The organism is Streptococcus suis (assembly GCF_046032115.1).
Taxonomy (GTDB): domain Bacteria; phylum Bacillota; class Bacilli; order Lactobacillales; family Streptococcaceae; genus Streptococcus; species Streptococcus suis_AJ.
Window position 1 is genome coordinate 1 of record NZ_JARQOZ010000044.1, and the last position, 15555, is coordinate 15555.

A 15555-nucleotide genomic window follows, 5' to 3' on the forward strand; every position below is an offset into this window, starting at 1 on the left:
GGAATTCTCCCAATCATTTAGGAGAATTCCTATTTTTTATAAGAGTCGGAGTAACTGGAGACTTTTTCAGTGGGCTCCTAAAAAACGAGGATATTCTCCTCGAGATGCAATTATAGGTCAAGCAATTGGTGGAAGAAAAGGCGCAATGTTTGCCCTTCTTTATGAAGCTGATAAAACTCATTACCATTGTCGATTTTGTGGACATAATTTTGCAATAAAAGAAAATCGATTCATTAGAGAATCCTAAAATTATCAATTCAATCCTTCAACATCTTTACACCTCCAAGAATCAAAAATAACTGCTACAAGATACAAATAGATTTCAATTTTGAATTGTCTATAGTTTTGACAAACTCCCCCTTCTAACTGCTACGAATTTATATCTAAAAACACATTACCAAAGTTATTGTTATTCAGACCCTGGTCAAAAATCATAAAATAGAAAACAGCTTAGAATCAACGTTTCTAGAAATGTAATTCTAAGCTGATTTTTTTGAACAAATTTGTATTTGGATAGGATATGTACACATCCTCAATATTATTAAATCGTCTCAATCTTTAAAAGATATGAATACCATTCTTACAAAAATGAATTAAAAGGTTAACGAAGTATTCTTAAAAATAGTCATTTATCAATTTAATGCTGTGGCAAAAAAATAAAAATTAGTGATATCCTAGAATTACTAAATAAAAAGATATCGAAAATCAAACTTAGCAAGCAAACCCATTATTTTCTTCAACGTTCTCAATCATTTCCTTCTGCATAAGTATAATTTCGGAACGAAATACATTAGCCAAAGTGGATTGATTGATGATTTGACAATTGATTCTCACAGATTTCAAGACTCTATCAACTAGACTCTCAACTTCTGAACCGTTACGAATCCCCATATCCCAGAGTTCTTGTAGGACTGTTTTTTCATATCTTCTTTCATACTCAGACATCCCCTGCTTCGCCCAAAACAGTTCACCACTCTCATTCTCAAGCCAATTCCAAACCAGATTAGGATTTTTTACTAAAGGTTTCTCAAATTGACATGATTGACAAAGAACCATTCTATTAGACAAAGAATAAGACAAGGGCCAGATTTTATTGACAATTTGACAAGCAGATACAGCAAAAGAAGTTTTACATCTCCAGCAAGAACCACTCAAATTGTCTTCTACTTCACGAATTCCCTTTTCAATTAAAGTACCTGCCCAATATTCTTCAACCTCTTTAACTCCTGATTTTTTAGCTACTAATCCAAACATTTTAATAATCTCCTTTATAATCAATCAAACTTGTAAAGTCATTAGAATGCCACATTTAAAATAGGCTCTTGAAAATAGTCCAAATAACTTTATTTTTCATTCGACTTGTTCTTTATGGTTATATACTACCACCATTTTTCAAATTTGTCAAACATGTTAAACAGAAACTTGTAAAATAATTTTATTCATGGTATAATATGTTAAACGAATCGGAGGAAAACATGATTCTGGGCGATATTATCAAAGATTTTAGACAAAAAAATAAACTCACAATGGATAGTTTTGCAAGCTTATCTGGACTGACTAAAGGCTACATTTCCATGTTGGAAAAAAATCAACACCCAAAAACAAAAAAAGCCCTACTTCCTACTTTGGAAACTCTTGAGAAAGTAGCTAGAGGAATGGACATCAGTGTTAGTGAGCTTGTTTCTCAATTAGATTCCAATCAAGAAATTGCTTTGACAATCACTCCTCAACAATTTCAACTTTTTCAAATGCCTCTCCATCCTCAAGTCCAGTTATTGGACAGAGAATTGCGAGATGAGTTTCATAGTAAATGGATTGCATTTGGACAAGATCAACTTAATAGTATGTCGGCAAAACAACAATCATCCAATCTTATTTCCTTGGATGATTTCAGAGACCGGGTTGAATTAGCCGTTCCTGGAAAGGTTTCTGCCGGAACTGGATACTGGCAAGATGCTGACTTCAATCATTTGGTGTCTTTCTACACTGAAGATTTACCAATAAGTACTCAGTATGACACTATTGCACAAGTCATTGGAGACTCAATGTCCCCATTAATTCTTGACGGGGACTACTTGTTCATAAAGCTGACTTCTTCTATTCCCATGAATTCTATAGGAATTTTTTCTGTAAATGGTGAGAATTTTGTTAAAAAATTCAAAGGCGACTATCTTCAGTCCTTAAATCCAGACTATGATGATATTTATTTTACAGAAGACGATGAAATTCGAACAATTGGTCAGGTAGTCGAGATTATTAGCAATAATTAAAAGGAGACATTTGTCTCCTTTTAAAATCAGAAAAGCCCATTATCAGCAAATTGACAATAATTAAATGATTAAATAATTATTCTGCTACCCTTATGTCATTGTTTGTCCTCTTACTATTTGTCTAAAGTGTGGAGATTGCTTATATAAGATGAAAATCGCTAGAGGTTTTTGTGATTTTCTTAGGATTTGTTCAAACATTTGAACACCAAGTTGTTACGACACGAATATTCTTAGCCTACTTTTGAGTGAACTGGGTAGCAAGGCTAATTGTAAGTTATGCTATGCATTTGACAACAAATATCACAAATAGATATAAAACAGGGACAACGGACTTTTCCCCCTACTAGCATCCCTCTCTTTTTATTAGAGAAAGATGACTAATAGTATATACACTTCTACGAACGCTAAAGAACTCCTTTCAGCAATTCAGATGGCGTTCAACATCTTAACTAACTATTTCCTTTTTTCAATTAGATTATACCACTGTTATAAAACGCTTTCAAATAATTATGTGCTCCAAAGTTAACTTTTTTGCTTTTCTTTTTCCTTGATAAAGGTTTCCCACATTTTTTGTTGTGGCTTAGCAAATGGGTAGGTAGGAAAATCTTCTACAGAAACCCATTTCAGTTCTTTTGATTCTGGAAGGTTAAGTGTTTCTGCCATACCTTCTACCATTTCTATCTGCCATTTGCGGTGACTAAAAATGTGCTGAACGATGCCAAATTCTTGCTCCTGCCAATCAACTGTCATGCCGTAATGTTCTGTGAAGCTCTGCCGAATATCTGGCTGAACCGTTTCTTCTGCTACTTCAAAGAGTGAAACTTGTTTGTCAACGACAGTCCCTTTTTCCAAAAGCGGAAAAGACCAAAAACCTGATAAGAGTCCTGCTTCATTATTTTTTTCCAATAAAAATTGATTGTCTTTATTGCGGATAATAAAGCCTTGATAAGCTACGGGAACGGGCTTTTTCTTCGGTGCTTTGATCGGGTACTTATCCATAGTACCGTTTAGATAGGCAGCACTAAAGTCTTTGACAGGGCTATCTTGAGGACGAGGATTGACTGGTGATTCAATATCCGACCCCAAATCCATCAAGGCTTGGTTGAAATCTCCAGGTCTGTCAGGGTCTATCAAGATTTCCATCATTGCTTGAAAAATCTTGCGATTGGTTGGCACGCCGATGTCGTAATCCACCTCAAATAATCGACTAAGAACCCGCATGACATTGCCGTCTACTGCTGGCTCTGGCAAATCAAAAGCAATACTTGAAATCGCACCAGCGGTATAGGGACCGATACCTTTTAAACTAGAAATTTCTGCATGCGTGGTTGGAAATTTTCCATTAAAATCTTCGACCATTTGCTGAGCAGCCTTTTGCATATTTCGAACACGTGAATAATAACCCAGTCCCTCCCAGAGTTTGAGAATAACCTCCTCGGGTGCCTGTGCTAAATCTCTAATCGTAGGCAAGTGATGGAGAAAACGTTCATAGTAAGGAATGACCGTGTCTACTCTTGTCTGCTGGAGCATGATTTCTGACACCCAAATGGCATATGGATCCCTTGTTCTTCTCCAAGGTAAGTCGCGTTTATTGGCATCATACCAGTCTAAAAGAGCTTTTCGGAAAGAGATGATCTTTTCTTCTGGCCACATTTGGATTCCATAGTCTTTCAAATCTAACATACATCTAGTATAACACAAAGAAAGAAAGCTGGCTTTCGCCACCCCCCTTAAACTATTTATTCCGCTTTGCCTGTTACAAACATAGTAAAACTTGCTGAAGCGATTGATTTTCCGTCTTGGTTTTCTATCTTTACTTCTACTACTTTTGTCCGACTTCCATCGTGTGTGCAATATCCAATTACCGATAAGCTATCTCCAGGTTTGGCTGCTTTCATATAATGAATATTGGATTGCAAGGTTACTGCATATGAGCCCTGGGCCACAATGGTTAATCCTGCAACTGAATCAGCAAGTGTAAATAGATAGCCTCCATGTGCCATACCATAGGGATTAAGAGATTTTTCAGTAACCCTTGTTTTCAATAAAACTTGGTGTTCATTGATGATTTCAGCACTGTAATCGTCCAAGACAGTTATTGGTTTTAATTTTAATTTATCTAACACGTTCATCCTCCTCTATCTGCTGACTGGTTTGCATTTGATAATAAACACCTTGTTCAGCCATCAATTCTACATGATTCCCTTGCTCAACAATTTTTCCATCCACCATGACCAAAATCAAGTCGGCAGATTGAATGGTTGATAGGCGATGGGCAATGATAAAGCTGGTCCGTCCCTCCATTAGTTTTGCAAACGCCTCCTGAACCAACATTTCTGTCCGTGTATCAATAGAGGATGTCGCCTCGTCTAAAATCAGGATTTTAGGTATTTTGACAAATACACGCGCAATAGACAAGAGCTGACGTTGCCCTTGGGATAAGGCTTCACCTCCATCTGCCAAAACTGTATCATACCCCTGCGGAAGCTGACGAATAAAGAAGTCTGCATTGGCTGCCTTAGCTGCCTCAATGACTAATTCCCGCGTGGCATTTGGATAGCCATAGGCGATATTATCATGAATGGTACCAGATTTAATCCATGTCTCCTGTAAAACCATCCCAATCTGTCTGCGAAGTTCCTCACGACTATACTGACTAATCGGAACTCCATCTAAGACAATCTGACCAGCCGTCACATCGTAGAAACGCATGAGAAGGTTTATCATGGTAGATTTTCCTGCTCCTGTTGGCCCAACAATAGCTACCTTTTGACCAGATTTGACATCAATGTTCAACTGTTCTATCAGTGAACGATCAGGGCTGTATGAGAAAGACACATTTTCGAAGGAAATAGCTCCCTTCAGCTCCTCTGAATCAATTTTCCGCTCAGCCTGATCGTCAATGCTATCTAGAGCCAAGATAGCAAACAGTCTGTCTGCACAAGCTAAGGCGCTCTGCAATTCCGATAGGACCGAGGAAATATCATTAAAAGGCTTGCTGTACTGACTAGCATAATTGAGAAAAGTTGTCAGAGACCCCACTGTAAAATTTCCTGCCATAATTCTCAACGCGCCAAGTCCTGCAAGTAAGGCATAAATAATAGCATTGATAAACCGCGTACTTGGATTGACCGTTGAAGAGGCAAAGATGGCCTGTTGGGAATATGTCGCATACTGGTCATTGACAACTTGAAAACCTTGCGTAAATTGCTCTTGAGCATTGAAAGATTGAACCAGTGTCAATTGACTGATGGACTCTTCCAAATGCTGAGATTGCTTCCCACGTGCCTGAGTCTGTTGTCTATAATAACCATAGGATTTCTTAGCGATATAGCGTGCCACAAGCAGAGAAACTGGAGTTAATGCCACAACCAGCAACATCATCGTCAAGTCAAGCCTAGCCATAGTGAAAATGGTTAGGAAAATAGTCAAAATACCAATGAAAAATTGATTGAAAATCATCAATAGACCATTTGTTAATTGCTCACTATCACTTGAAAAACGAGCCACCAAATCACCGACTGATTGACGATCAAGATAAGATAGGGGCATCTGGTGCAGCTTCACATAGACCTGTTCACGCAAATCGGCCACCATTCCGTAAACCAAGCGATTGGTTACTAGTGGGAGATACCATTGCACCAGCGTATTAAGCAAGATAACCATCACCATTTTGCCTAAGATACCGAGCAAGACCTGACCATTTGCTATCAATACTGCATCAACTGCCTGACCAATCAAAATCGGCAGATAAACTGTCAGAAGCACTTGCACCAAAGTTCCCACCAACATCAAGGACATTCGAAGAGGTTGGCGTAAAACCAATCTGACCAGTTCCTTAAAACTAGATTGTCTCATAGCTATCCTCCTCTCCTTGTTGTTGCGATTGGTGAATTTCTTGATAAATAGCAGAGCTTCTCAGCAAGTCCTCATGGCGACCAAGTCCAACTTGACGCCCTTGTTCCAAGACTAAAATCTGATCAGCTGTCCGTAAACTATTGGTTCTTTGTGACACCATGATTAAGTTTTGACCTGGTAATTCCTGGCGAATCGCCACTAATAACCGACTCTCTGTCAGATAATCCAAAGCAGAGGTCGCATCATCTAAAACCAATATCGGTGCTTTCTGTAAAATAGCGCGTGCAATGGTCAAACGTTGACGCTGTCCACCAGAAAAATTCTTCCCAAAGGCTTCGACAGGGCTATCCAAACCACCCTTGTCCTCTATGAAAGATTTAGCCTGTGCAATTTCTAATGCAGACCATAGGTCACTATCAGATATTTCTTCCAATCCTAAAGATAGATTAGAACGAATAGTTCCAGCAAAAAGCTGAGCCTGTTGCGGAACGATAGCAATTTGCTGCCGCCATTCTTTTAAATTCTTGGGACTTTTTCCATCAATGAAGAGAGAGAGCTGATTTGTTGGCACTGAATAGAGTGCCTGCAATAAATCTACTAGGGTGGACTTACCTGACCCAGTTCCCCCGATAATTCCCATAAACAGTCCCTTACGTAAGTCAAAAGCAATGTCAGACAGGGACTCCTCAGCAGATTTTGGATAAGAAAAGGAAAGATGGCGCACAGAAAAGATGATCTCCTTATCCTCGCTAACCACTTTTGGTAAACTAGACTCTACATCCTCAGATGTTTGGTCAAAAACCTCTTGAATACGTTGCGCTGAAATATAGGTCTGGTTGAGAGTAGACACGACCATAATCATCTTGACCAATTCTACTAAAATTTGAAGAAGGTAGTTGATAAGAGCGACCAACATCCCTTGCTCCAGTAGGTTGTTTGAAATGGCTATATTTCCCTGCCAAATGAGAATGAGTAAGGTGCCGTTGACCACTAAAAATGTCAATGGTGATAAAAGACTAGACCAAAAACCAGCCTGCAACTGTTGCTTCTTATAAATCTGATTTATGCCTTGAAAAGCCTTAATTTCCCGCTCTCTTTGTCCAAATGCACGAATCACTCGCCAACCAGTCACTGTCTCACGGACCTGCCCCACCAAACCATCTAATTCTTTTCGCATCGATTGATAAATACGGCTGGTCATGACTGAAATTCCTGCCACAATAACAAGTAAAAGGACAATCATACCTAGAAAATAAACAGATAAAGTCGGACTAATATAGAAAGACATGATCAGAGAACCAAATACTACAATGGGGGCTCGTAAGAACAAGCGTAAAAAAGTATTGATTCCCGTTTGAATCTGTAAGGTATCACTTGTCAGTCGATTCAGTAAACTAGAGGAGGAAAGAATATCTCGGCTAGACTTGGGAAGGGAAAGAACCTTCTGATACAAGTCATTCGTCAACTCTTTAGTCACTCCAACCGCTGCTTTAGCTGAATAATATTGCGCTATTAGTGAAACAATAATTCCAATACATGCTAGACCAACCAGTAAAAAAAGCATAGCAACCAGGTTTCCCTGGCTGCCATTTGGAATAATTGTATCAACGATATAGGCGATAATTAATGGTACCAAAAGCTCAAAACAAGCTTCCAATAGTTTGAAAACTGGACCTAATATAGATTCCTTAATATAGTCCTTAAAATATCGTGATAAAAATTTCATATTAACGGTGCTCCAAAGCCTGAACCGCAGTAATCAAGGTCAAGTTGTAAACATCATCAGGGTTACAACCACGAGACAAGTCGTTTACAGGCTGATTCAAACCTTGTAAAACAGGACCTACCGCTGCAAATCCACCCATACGTTCGGCAATTTTATAACCAATATTACCAGCTGAGATACCTGGGAAGATAAATACAGTCGCTTGACCAGCAACACTCGAACCTGGTGCTTTTAATTTACCTGTGGTAGGAACAAAGGCAGCATCAAATTGCAATTCACCGTCCAAATCCAACTCAGGACGCAATTTTTGAGCAATTTTAGTTGCTTCAACCACCTTATCAACTTTAGGACCTGAGCCAGAGCCTTTTGTAGAATAGCTAAGCATTGCAACTTTTGGATCGATACCAAACATTTTAGCAGTACGTGCTGAGTTGATAGCGATTTCTGCCAAGGTTTGAGCATCTGGATCAATGTTGATAGCACAGTCACCAAAAATATAACGCTCTTCACCTTTTACCATCAAGAAGGCACCTGATGTTTTCGATACACCTGGCTCTGTTTTAATGATTTGAAGAGCTGGACGAACTGTTGAAGCGGTTGAATGAATCGCACCAGATACCATACCTTCTACTACGCCCATATATACCAACATAACACCAAAGTAGTTAACATCTTTCAACAACTCATGTGCCTGCTCTTCTGATACCTTACCTTTACGGCGCTCTACCAAAGCAGCTACCATCTCATCATATCTATCATAATGAGCTGGGTCAATAATTTCAAAACCTTCTGTAATCCCTTCAATGTCAAGGTAAATCTTAATACGATCTGGGTTTCCAAGCAAGACGGGTACTACATCCGACTCATTTACCAAACGTTTTGTCGCCTGCAAGATACGTGGTTCTTCACCTTCTGGCAATACGATACGTACTTTTTTACCCTCTAGCTTTGTAGCTAATTGCTCAAAAATTTTCATGAACAAACTCCTTAAATTTATTTACTTATTAACTGATTGATAACAGCCTGAAAATCCTCAGGAAGCGGTGCTTCCAAATCAATCCTTTCGGCTGAAAAAGGATTGTCGAAGGCCAAATTATGACAATGTAAGGCTTGACGTTCTATCCCACATTCCAAACTTCCACCATACATATCATCTCCTAACAATGGAAATCCAATGTGAGAAAAATGAACACGAATCTGATGAGTTCGCCCAGTATGTAGTTGAATATCTACTAAATGAATATCTCCCCAAGATTGCACAACACGATAGGAAGTATGGGCATATTTTCCAGTCTTTGTCACACATCGAGTAATAATACTATCTTCTGGACGACCAATGGGGGCAATGATATCCCCCTCTGCTTCCAACACACCATCCCCTTTAACCAGAGCATAATAGCGCTTGTGGATGAGCTTGGCCTGCAACTGCTTGTCCAGTCGAGCATGGGCATAGCCATGTTTGGCAAAGAGCATGACACCCGAAGTATCTCTATCCAACCGCGTTACGATATGGACCTGCTTATTTTCGTAATCTTGCTCCACAAGGTAGCCTTTCACAAAATTAGCAATGGTCGAGGAATGCAGAGCTGACGGAATAGAAGCATAACCAACTGGCTTATTGATCGCTAGAAAATGGTCATCTTCATAGACGATATCCAGCGAATAAGAAATCGGTTTCAAACTTCCCGTTAAATCCTCCTCAGCTGGTATATCAATTGTAACCCTATCTCCAATATCTAGCAAGTAAGTTGCATTGCGTTCGATACCATTGACCCAAATATTGCCGCCTGTGTACTTAATTTTGGCCAACAAACCTTTTGAAACACCATGTTTTTTCAAAAAAGTTTTAATTTTAGTATGCTGGTCAGCTATAAATTCAAACCGCATTACTCCACCTCTCCAATAAAGGCATCTTTCACACGATTCCAAAAACTAGTATGGCTTGGGGTAGCAACAAAGTGAATTTTATGCTGGTCAATCTGGTACTCAATCTTGTCAATGTTGTCATAGACATAGGTCTTATTATCCACTGCAATAGAGTAGCGGTCACTATGCTTGGGTTCAATCACAATCTTATCTTTTTTGGGAACAACGATAGAAGACCCTAGCGTGCGATAGACGCGATTATTCAAACTAGCCACTTCTGCTATTTGTAAGGCTTCAATGGTCGGATGCAAGACCGCTCCACCTAAAGACTTGTTGTAAGCTGTCGAACCAGTTGGGGTCGAGACAGAAATCCCGTCACCTCGAAAACGTTCAAAGGGAACATTATTGATGATGATATCTGCCACCATGGTTTTCGATAAACGCTTGATTGTTGCTTCATTTAAGGCACGTGCCTCTACAACACGACCATCTGCCATTTTGACTTTGACATTTAAAATTGGATAGGAAACCCTTGCACCATTGTCAAGCTTGAGATTTTCAATCAATTTGTCCACCTCAAAGTCACGATAATCTGTATAAAATCCCAAATGTCCTGTGTGAATTCCAACAAAACGCACACGATCAATCAACTTTTCATACTTATGAAAGGCTGACAACAGCATACCATCTCCCCCAATGGAAATGACAATATCTGGATTTTTGGGTGTCAAAATAAAATTAGCTTGTTTTAATTTCGTCCATAATTCTTTGGACACTGCTTCACTCTGAGGACTTCGGCTAGCGAGCAGAGCGATTTTTAATCTACCTGTACTCTTCATCTGTATCATCACTATTTCCAACACCGTCATTCAACTTTCGGTGGGCAGGGTCAAACAAGGCCTGCGCCTCTTGAATGTCGTTGCGGATTTTTCGCATCTCCTCGTCTAATTCATAGGCAATTTTTGCGGTTATTTCTAAACGTTTCTTGATTTCTTCTGGAAAATTCCCCTTATACTTATAATTCAGCGAATGTTCAATCGTCGCCCAGAAATTCATGGAAAGGGTACGGATTTGAATTTCTGCTAAAACCGTCTCATTGCCATTAATTGTGTCCACCGGATACTCAATCACCACATGATAAGAACGATAACCCGAAGCTTTCATATGATTGATATAATCCCGTTCATGGACAATTTGCATATCCTTGCGTTTACGTAAAATTGCCAAAACTTCCTCAATATCGTCTACAAATTGAACCATAATCCGAAGTCCAGCAATATCCTGCATATCTTGAGCAAGATTTTCCAACTTGATATGCCGCAGGGCCATCTTCTCTTTGATAGATTCAATCGGTTTTACCCGACCTGTCACAAACTCAATCGGAGAATGACGATTAGCCTTGCGGTACTGTTTGCGAATCCCACGCAGTTTGATTTTTAGTTCCCCAACAGTTTGGATGTAGGGATCCAAAAACTCTTCCCAATTAAAATCCATACGGCCCCTTTCTTGTCAAAACTTTTAAATTGTATTAGAATAACACAAAGACTAATCTATTATAACACATTGAAAGGGTTTACTGCATGAAAAACCACCTTGAAATTGAGTATAAAACCTTACTGACCAAATCCGAATACAAACGCCTGCTTACTGACTTTTCAGATGTGAGCCCAATTCTTCAAACAAACCACTACATTGATACCCCAGACCTAGATATGAAGAATCACCGCTTTTCACTCCGTATTCGTACATTTGAAGACTCAGCAGAACTAACCTTAAAAATTCCACAAGAAGTCGGAAATCAAGAATATAACCAAGCTCTAGACATCCAAACTGCTCATCATTTACTGGAAAATTTTCAACTACCAGCAGGACAAATTTCTGACATTATTTCTGCAACAGAGATTCCACTTGATAAACTTGCTGTCTGGGGAAGCCTCACGACAAAACGCTATGAGAAACAGACATCTATAGGTCTTATGGCCCTCGATGAAAATGATTATGTGGGACAAAAAGATTATGAATTAGAAGTCGAAGTGACCGATGCAGATGCAGGGAAAATTCTTTTTGATGAATTCCTTAAGAAGAAATCAATTCAATTCAAATATGCTAGTAGTAAGGTCGCACGAACAGCTGCCTACATGAAATAACTATAAAAAATCAGCCAAATAAGGTTGATTTTTTAGTTTCACTACTGAAAATTTTTCATTTTTTTGATAGAATAGAACTATCTATTGTAAAAAACACTTTTATGTCATCATAAAAGCTCAGTGTGTAAAAGGAGTTACTTTAAAATGGTACAACCACTCGGTGAACATAACATTAAATTATTCTCACTCAATAGCAACCGTGATATTGCTGAAAAAATTGCTGATTCTGCTGGAATTCCTCTTGGAAAACTGTCTTCTCGTCAGTTTTCTGATGGTGAGATTCAAATTAACATTGAAGAATCTGTACGTGGCGTAGACGTCTACATTATCCAATCAACAAGCTATCCGGTCAATAATCACTTGTGGGAATTATTGATTATGATCGATGCTTGTAAACGTGCTAGTGCCAACACCATTACAGCGGTCATCCCTTATTTCGGCTATGCTCGCCAAGACCGTACCGCTTCTCCACGCGAACCAATTACAGCTAAATTAGTTGCAAATATGCTGGTTAAAGCTGGTGTCGACCGTGTATTGACTCTTGATTTGCACGCTTCACAAATTCAAGGTTTCTTTGATATTCCAGTAGACAATCTCCTTACAGAACCACTTTTTGCAGCCTACTACATGGAAAAAGGACTCTGCGGAGAAGATGTCGTCATTGTGAGTCCTAAAAATTCTGGTATCAAACGCGCGCGTAATATCGCTGAATTTCTAAATGCACCGATTGCGATTATCGACTACGCTCAAGATGATTCTGAACGTTCTGAAGGCTATATTATTGGTGATGTTGCTGGTAAAAAAGCTATTTTGGTGGACGATATTCTCAATACTGGTCGCACTTTCTCACAAGCTTCAAAAATTGTCCAAGAAGGTGGTGCTACTGAAATTTATGCAGTTGCCAGCCATGGCCTCTTTGCGGGAACTGCAGCCCAACTCTTAGATGAAGCACCAATCAAAGAAATATTAGTTACCGATTCTGTTGCAAGCAAAGAACAGCATCCTAAAAATATCGCCTTCCTAACAGCTAGTGACTTGATTGCAGATGCCATCCACCGCATCCAAGAACATCAGCCACTCAGCCCACTTTTCAAATTTACTAGTCCTGAAAAAGAAAACTAGGAGTAAACTCTTTGATTTATTTAGATAATGCAGCAACCACTGCTCTATCTCCTGCTGCACTCCAACGGATGATGGAAGTGGCTCAAGAAAATTATGGAAACCCCTCCAGTATCCATCAAAGCGGTCGAAAAGCCAATCAATCTCTTAGACAAAGTCGTCAAGAGATTGCTCAGATTCTCTCCGCCTCTCCTGAACAAATTATTTTCACATCTGGAGGCTCCGAAGCTGATACTTTAGCTATTCAAGGCTATGCACTTGCACATCAATCCAAAGGAAAACACCTGATTACTACGGCTATCGAACACCATGCTGTCCTCCATACCATGCAATATCTAGAGGAGCGGTTTGGGTTCGAGGTAACCTATATCCAACCAGTCAATCAAGTAATCACCGCTCAACAAATTCAGGATGCCCTTCGACCAGATACTATTTTAGTCAGCGTCATGTTTGCTAACAATGAGACCGGTCAGCTACTCCCCATCAAGGAAATTGGAGAGCTCCTTGCCGATCATCAGGCCGTCTTTCATGTAGATGCTGTCCAAGCAATTGGAAAAATTGCAATTGCTCCCTCTGACTACGGAATTGACTTCCTCGCAGCCTCTGCCCATAAATTCCATGGTCCAAAGGGGATGGGATTCCTGTATAGTAACGTTCATAAATTTGATTCCTTGATCCACGGCGGAAAGCAGGAACAGCAACATCGAGCAGGTACTGAGAATCTCCCTGCTATTGCTGCTATGGCGACTGCCCTAACAGAACAATATGAGTCCTTAGATACGCATCATAAGCATGTCAGTGAACTGCAACAACATATTATCAAGGGATTGTCTGGCTTAGACTATTATCTCAATCAGGCTGGACCTCATCTCCCTCATGTCCTTAATATCGGTTTTCCTGGTAAACTTAATGAACAACTACTCATGCAACTAGATTTGGCAGGTATCGCTGTTTCTAGCGGTTCCGCATGTACGGCAGGTGTTGTCCAAAATAGCCATGTTTTAGAAGCTATGTATGGAAAAGACTCCCATCGTCTGAAAGAATCTATTCGTATTAGCCTATCTGAAATCAATACAAAAGAAGAGATAGATACTCTTATCATCGAACTAAAGAAAATACTTGGAGGTTAAAATGGCATTCCAACAATCAGTTACCTTAAAAGATTGTAATTTTACTTATCACATTAGCCCTGCTATCAAAAAATATACACTCCGTGATAACACCTTTGAACAAAGCAAAGCAGGTCACTATCAGCTTACACGTCTTCTGGAAGAAATTCCAAATTCAAACCAAGGATTCCTCTTGAAAATTATTATCAATCAAGACCTAACTGGTTTTAAAATTAACATTACCGACAAGTCTGGTCTTCATCTGGTAAACATTTTTAAGCCAGAAAGTAATAAGGTTATTCAAGAAAAATTCTATTTCCTCATGGATAGCTTGATTGACCGTAACATCTTTACAAAAGAGGGTTAGTATGATTGAAATTCACTATCTTGATGCTTATAAGCAAGAACGTATCCAAACATTTGAGAATAAAGATGCAGCCATTCTGGCTTTTGCCGGTTGCTTAACCCTCCCAGACTATTATCCAGTTACCAGTATTACACAAGACGGACAAGCTCTGGATTACAAAGGGACAATCGGAGATCTCTATCGCTATTTACAAACACTAGATTAGACAGTTTCCTGTTTAATCTTTTTTTAAAATCAATCTGTTGATTTTTTCACAAACTTGGACTAGAATAGAATAAAGAACTGTTTAATATATAAATAATCGATAAAGCGTATTCTATCGAAATAAAGGAGTCTAAAGTGAAAAACGATAAAAAATCTGATATTCCACGCGCTACTGCCAAACGTCTATCCCTCTATTATCGCATTTTTAAACGTTTCTATGCAGGAAATATTGAAAAAGCTAGTTCAAAAGAAATTGCCGAAGCTATCGGAATCGATTCAGCTACCGTCCGCCGAGATTTTTCCTATTTTGGAGAGCTTGGTCGTCGTGGCTTTGGCTACAATGTCAAAGAGTTAATGGATTTCTTTGCGGATATTCTAAATGATACCTCCATCACCAATGTTATGCTTGTTGGTGTTGGGAATATGGGGCGGGCCTTGCTACACTATCGCTTCCACGAACGAAATAAAATGAAAATAGTCATGGCTTTTGAAGCAGATGATAATCCAGCTGTTGGAACGACAGACGAAAATATCCCAATCCATGCAATCTCAGAAATAAAGGGACGTATCAGCGAAGCAAACTCTCAGACAGCCATTCTAACGGTACCCAGCGTCAAGGCGCAAGAAGTGACCGATATTCTTGTTGAAGCTGGTGTTAAGGGGATTCTGAGCTTTTCGCCAGTTAACTTGTCTGTCCCAAAAGATGTCGTTGTTCAGTATGTTGATTTGACTAGTGAATTACAGACACTACTCTACTTTATGCGAAAAGGATAAGCAATGAAAAAACCAATTATTGGTATTTCTGGAAATGAAATCGAGTAGGGACTAATTTCTAGTCCCTCTCACACCACCGTGCGTGCCGTTCGGCACACGGCGGTTCAACTAACTT

The 15555-nt window shown here is 39.3% G+C and carries 16 protein-coding genes and 1 pseudogene; 8 read left to right on the forward strand and 9 right to left on the reverse strand.

All coding sequences use genetic code 11. The features are described 5' to 3' along the window. Positions 1–247 (forward strand): annotated as a pseudogene (locus P7J36_RS10295) (hypothetical protein); the annotation flags it as partial. Between the two features lie 464 nt (positions 248–711). On the opposite strand, the gene P7J36_RS10300 reads toward P7J36_RS10295, so the two are convergent. Further along, on the reverse strand, positions 712–1254 hold the full coding sequence (locus P7J36_RS10300) for a hypothetical protein (protein ID WP_408552037.1): 543 nt from the start codon (positions 1252–1254) through the stop codon (positions 712–714). Between the two features lie 221 nt (positions 1255–1475). On the opposite strand from P7J36_RS10300, the gene P7J36_RS10305 reads away from it, so the two are divergent. Then, entirely contained in the window at positions 1476–2270 is a 795-nt protein-coding gene (locus P7J36_RS10305; RefSeq protein WP_408552036.1) for a helix-turn-helix domain-containing protein, read from the forward strand. Between the two features lie 522 nt (positions 2271–2792). Here P7J36_RS10305 and mutY read toward each other — a convergent pair. From mutY to yjbM, 8 genes are read right to left on the reverse strand one after another with little or no spacing between them, the layout of a single operon-like run. Continuing rightward, the gene (gene mutY, locus P7J36_RS10310) at positions 2793–3953 is read right to left on the reverse strand and encodes an A/G-specific adenine glycosylase (RefSeq protein WP_408552035.1); all 1161 of its coding nucleotides are present in this window, start codon (positions 3951–3953) and stop codon (positions 2793–2795) included. Positions 3954–4009: 56 nt separating this feature from the next. Beyond that, positions 4010–4402, reverse strand: coding sequence for a PaaI family thioesterase (locus P7J36_RS10315; RefSeq protein WP_172098812.1), 393 nt, complete (start codon positions 4400–4402; stop codon positions 4010–4012). Beyond that, positions 4386–6128: an ABC transporter ATP-binding protein gene (locus P7J36_RS10320; RefSeq protein WP_408552034.1), complete on the reverse strand. Its 1743-nt coding sequence runs from the start codon at positions 6126–6128 to the stop codon at positions 4386–4388. Before P7J36_RS10320 ends, P7J36_RS10315 begins: the two co-directional genes overlap by 17 nt. Next, positions 6115–7854 carry an ABC transporter ATP-binding protein gene (locus P7J36_RS10325; protein WP_408552033.1) on the reverse strand — a complete coding sequence of 580 codons (1740 nt, stop codon included), beginning with the start codon at positions 7852–7854 and terminating at the stop codon, positions 6115–6117. The genes P7J36_RS10320 and P7J36_RS10325 overlap by 14 nt, the downstream gene beginning before the upstream one ends. A 1-nt stretch (position 7855) precedes the next feature. Then, entirely contained in the window at positions 7856–8830 is a 975-nt protein-coding gene (pta, locus tag P7J36_RS10330; RefSeq protein WP_029176800.1) for a phosphate acetyltransferase, read from the reverse strand. A 17-nt stretch (positions 8831–8847) separates the two neighbouring features. After that, a complete protein-coding gene (locus P7J36_RS10335; RefSeq protein ID WP_408552032.1) occupies positions 8848–9741 on the reverse strand; it encodes an RluA family pseudouridine synthase in 894 nt (297 codons plus the stop codon). Continuing rightward, positions 9741–10559, reverse strand: coding sequence for an NAD kinase (locus tag P7J36_RS10340; RefSeq protein ID WP_408552038.1), 819 nt, complete (start codon positions 10557–10559; stop codon positions 9741–9743). Before P7J36_RS10340 ends, P7J36_RS10335 begins: the two co-directional genes overlap by 1 nt. Beyond that, positions 10543–11214: a GTP diphosphokinase gene (gene yjbM, locus P7J36_RS10345; protein WP_408552031.1), complete on the reverse strand. Its 672-nt coding sequence runs from the start codon at positions 11212–11214 to the stop codon at positions 10543–10545. The genes P7J36_RS10340 and yjbM overlap by 17 nt, the downstream gene beginning before the upstream one ends. An 86-nt stretch (positions 11215–11300) precedes the next feature. Here yjbM and P7J36_RS10350 point away from each other — a divergent pair, with 86 nt between their 5' ends. The 6 genes from P7J36_RS10350 (at position 11301) to P7J36_RS10375 (ending at position 15440) form a co-directional block, all read left to right on the forward strand. Then, the gene (locus P7J36_RS10350) at positions 11301–11867 is read left to right on the forward strand and encodes a CYTH domain-containing protein (protein ID WP_029186801.1); all 567 of its coding nucleotides are present in this window, start codon (positions 11301–11303) and stop codon (positions 11865–11867) included. 144 nt (positions 11868–12011) lie between these two features. Next, complete coding sequence (locus P7J36_RS10355) at positions 12012–12989, forward strand: ribose-phosphate diphosphokinase (RefSeq protein ID WP_012775438.1); 978 nt, start codon at positions 12012–12014, stop codon at positions 12987–12989. Positions 12990–13000: 11 nt separating this feature from the next. Beyond that, positions 13001–14116 carry a cysteine desulfurase family protein gene (locus tag P7J36_RS10360; RefSeq protein ID WP_408552030.1) on the forward strand — a complete coding sequence of 372 codons (1116 nt, stop codon included), beginning with the start codon at positions 13001–13003 and terminating at the stop codon, positions 14114–14116. 1 nt (position 14117) lies between these two features. Further along, a complete protein-coding gene (locus tag P7J36_RS10365; protein WP_024385282.1) occupies positions 14118–14462 on the forward strand; it encodes a DUF1831 domain-containing protein in 345 nt (114 codons plus the stop codon). A gap of 1 nt (position 14463) precedes the next feature. Beyond that, positions 14464–14667, forward strand: a complete 204-nt coding sequence (locus P7J36_RS10370) for a DUF4649 family protein (protein WP_002940737.1) — start codon at positions 14464–14466, stop codon at positions 14665–14667. Positions 14668–14801: 134 nt separating this feature from the next. Further along, positions 14802–15440 (forward strand): redox-sensing transcriptional repressor Rex, encoded by a 639-nt coding sequence (locus tag P7J36_RS10375; protein WP_099808975.1) that lies wholly within the window; start codon positions 14802–14804, stop codon positions 15438–15440. The last annotated feature ends 115 nt before the right edge of the window (positions 15441–15555 follow it).

Bases quoted from the DNA above. Each gene is read 5' to 3' on its own strand.
- yjbM (WP_408552031.1), bottom strand. From the start codon at position 11,214: ATGGATTTTAATTGGGAAGAGTTTTTGGATCCCTACATCCAAACTGTT.
- P7J36_RS10320 (WP_408552034.1), bottom strand. From the start codon at position 6,128: ATGAGACAATCTAGTTTTAAGGAACTGGTCAGATTGGTTTTACGCCAA.
- P7J36_RS10350 (WP_029186801.1), top strand. From the start codon at position 11,301: ATGAAAAACCACCTTGAAATTGAGTATAAAACCTTACTGACCAAATCC.
- P7J36_RS10315 (WP_172098812.1), bottom strand. From the start codon at position 4,402: ATGAACGTGTTAGATAAATTAAAATTAAAACCAATAACTGTCTTGGAC.
- P7J36_RS10300 (WP_408552037.1), bottom strand. From the start codon at position 1,254: ATGTTTGGATTAGTAGCTAAAAAATCAGGAGTTAAAGAGGTTGAAGAA.
- P7J36_RS10335 (WP_408552032.1), bottom strand. From the start codon at position 9,741: ATGCGGTTTGAATTTATAGCTGACCAGCATACTAAAATTAAAACTTTT.
- P7J36_RS10370 (WP_002940737.1), top strand. From the start codon at position 14,464: ATGATTGAAATTCACTATCTTGATGCTTATAAGCAAGAACGTATCCAA.
- P7J36_RS10365 (WP_024385282.1), top strand. From the start codon at position 14,118: ATGGCATTCCAACAATCAGTTACCTTAAAAGATTGTAATTTTACTTAT.
- pta (WP_029176800.1), bottom strand. From the start codon at position 8,830: ATGAAAATTTTTGAGCAATTAGCTACAAAGCTAGAGGGTAAAAAAGTA.
- P7J36_RS10355 (WP_012775438.1), top strand. From the start codon at position 12,012: ATGGTACAACCACTCGGTGAACATAACATTAAATTATTCTCACTCAAT.
- mutY (WP_408552035.1), bottom strand. From the start codon at position 3,953: ATGTTAGATTTGAAAGACTATGGAATCCAAATGTGGCCAGAAGAAAAG.
- P7J36_RS10340 (WP_408552038.1), bottom strand. From the start codon at position 10,559: ATGAAGAGTACAGGTAGATTAAAAATCGCTCTGCTCGCTAGCCGAAGT.
- P7J36_RS10305 (WP_408552036.1), top strand. From the start codon at position 1,476: ATGATTCTGGGCGATATTATCAAAGATTTTAGACAAAAAAATAAACTC.
- P7J36_RS10325 (WP_408552033.1), bottom strand. From the start codon at position 7,854: ATGAAATTTTTATCACGATATTTTAAGGACTATATTAAGGAATCTATA.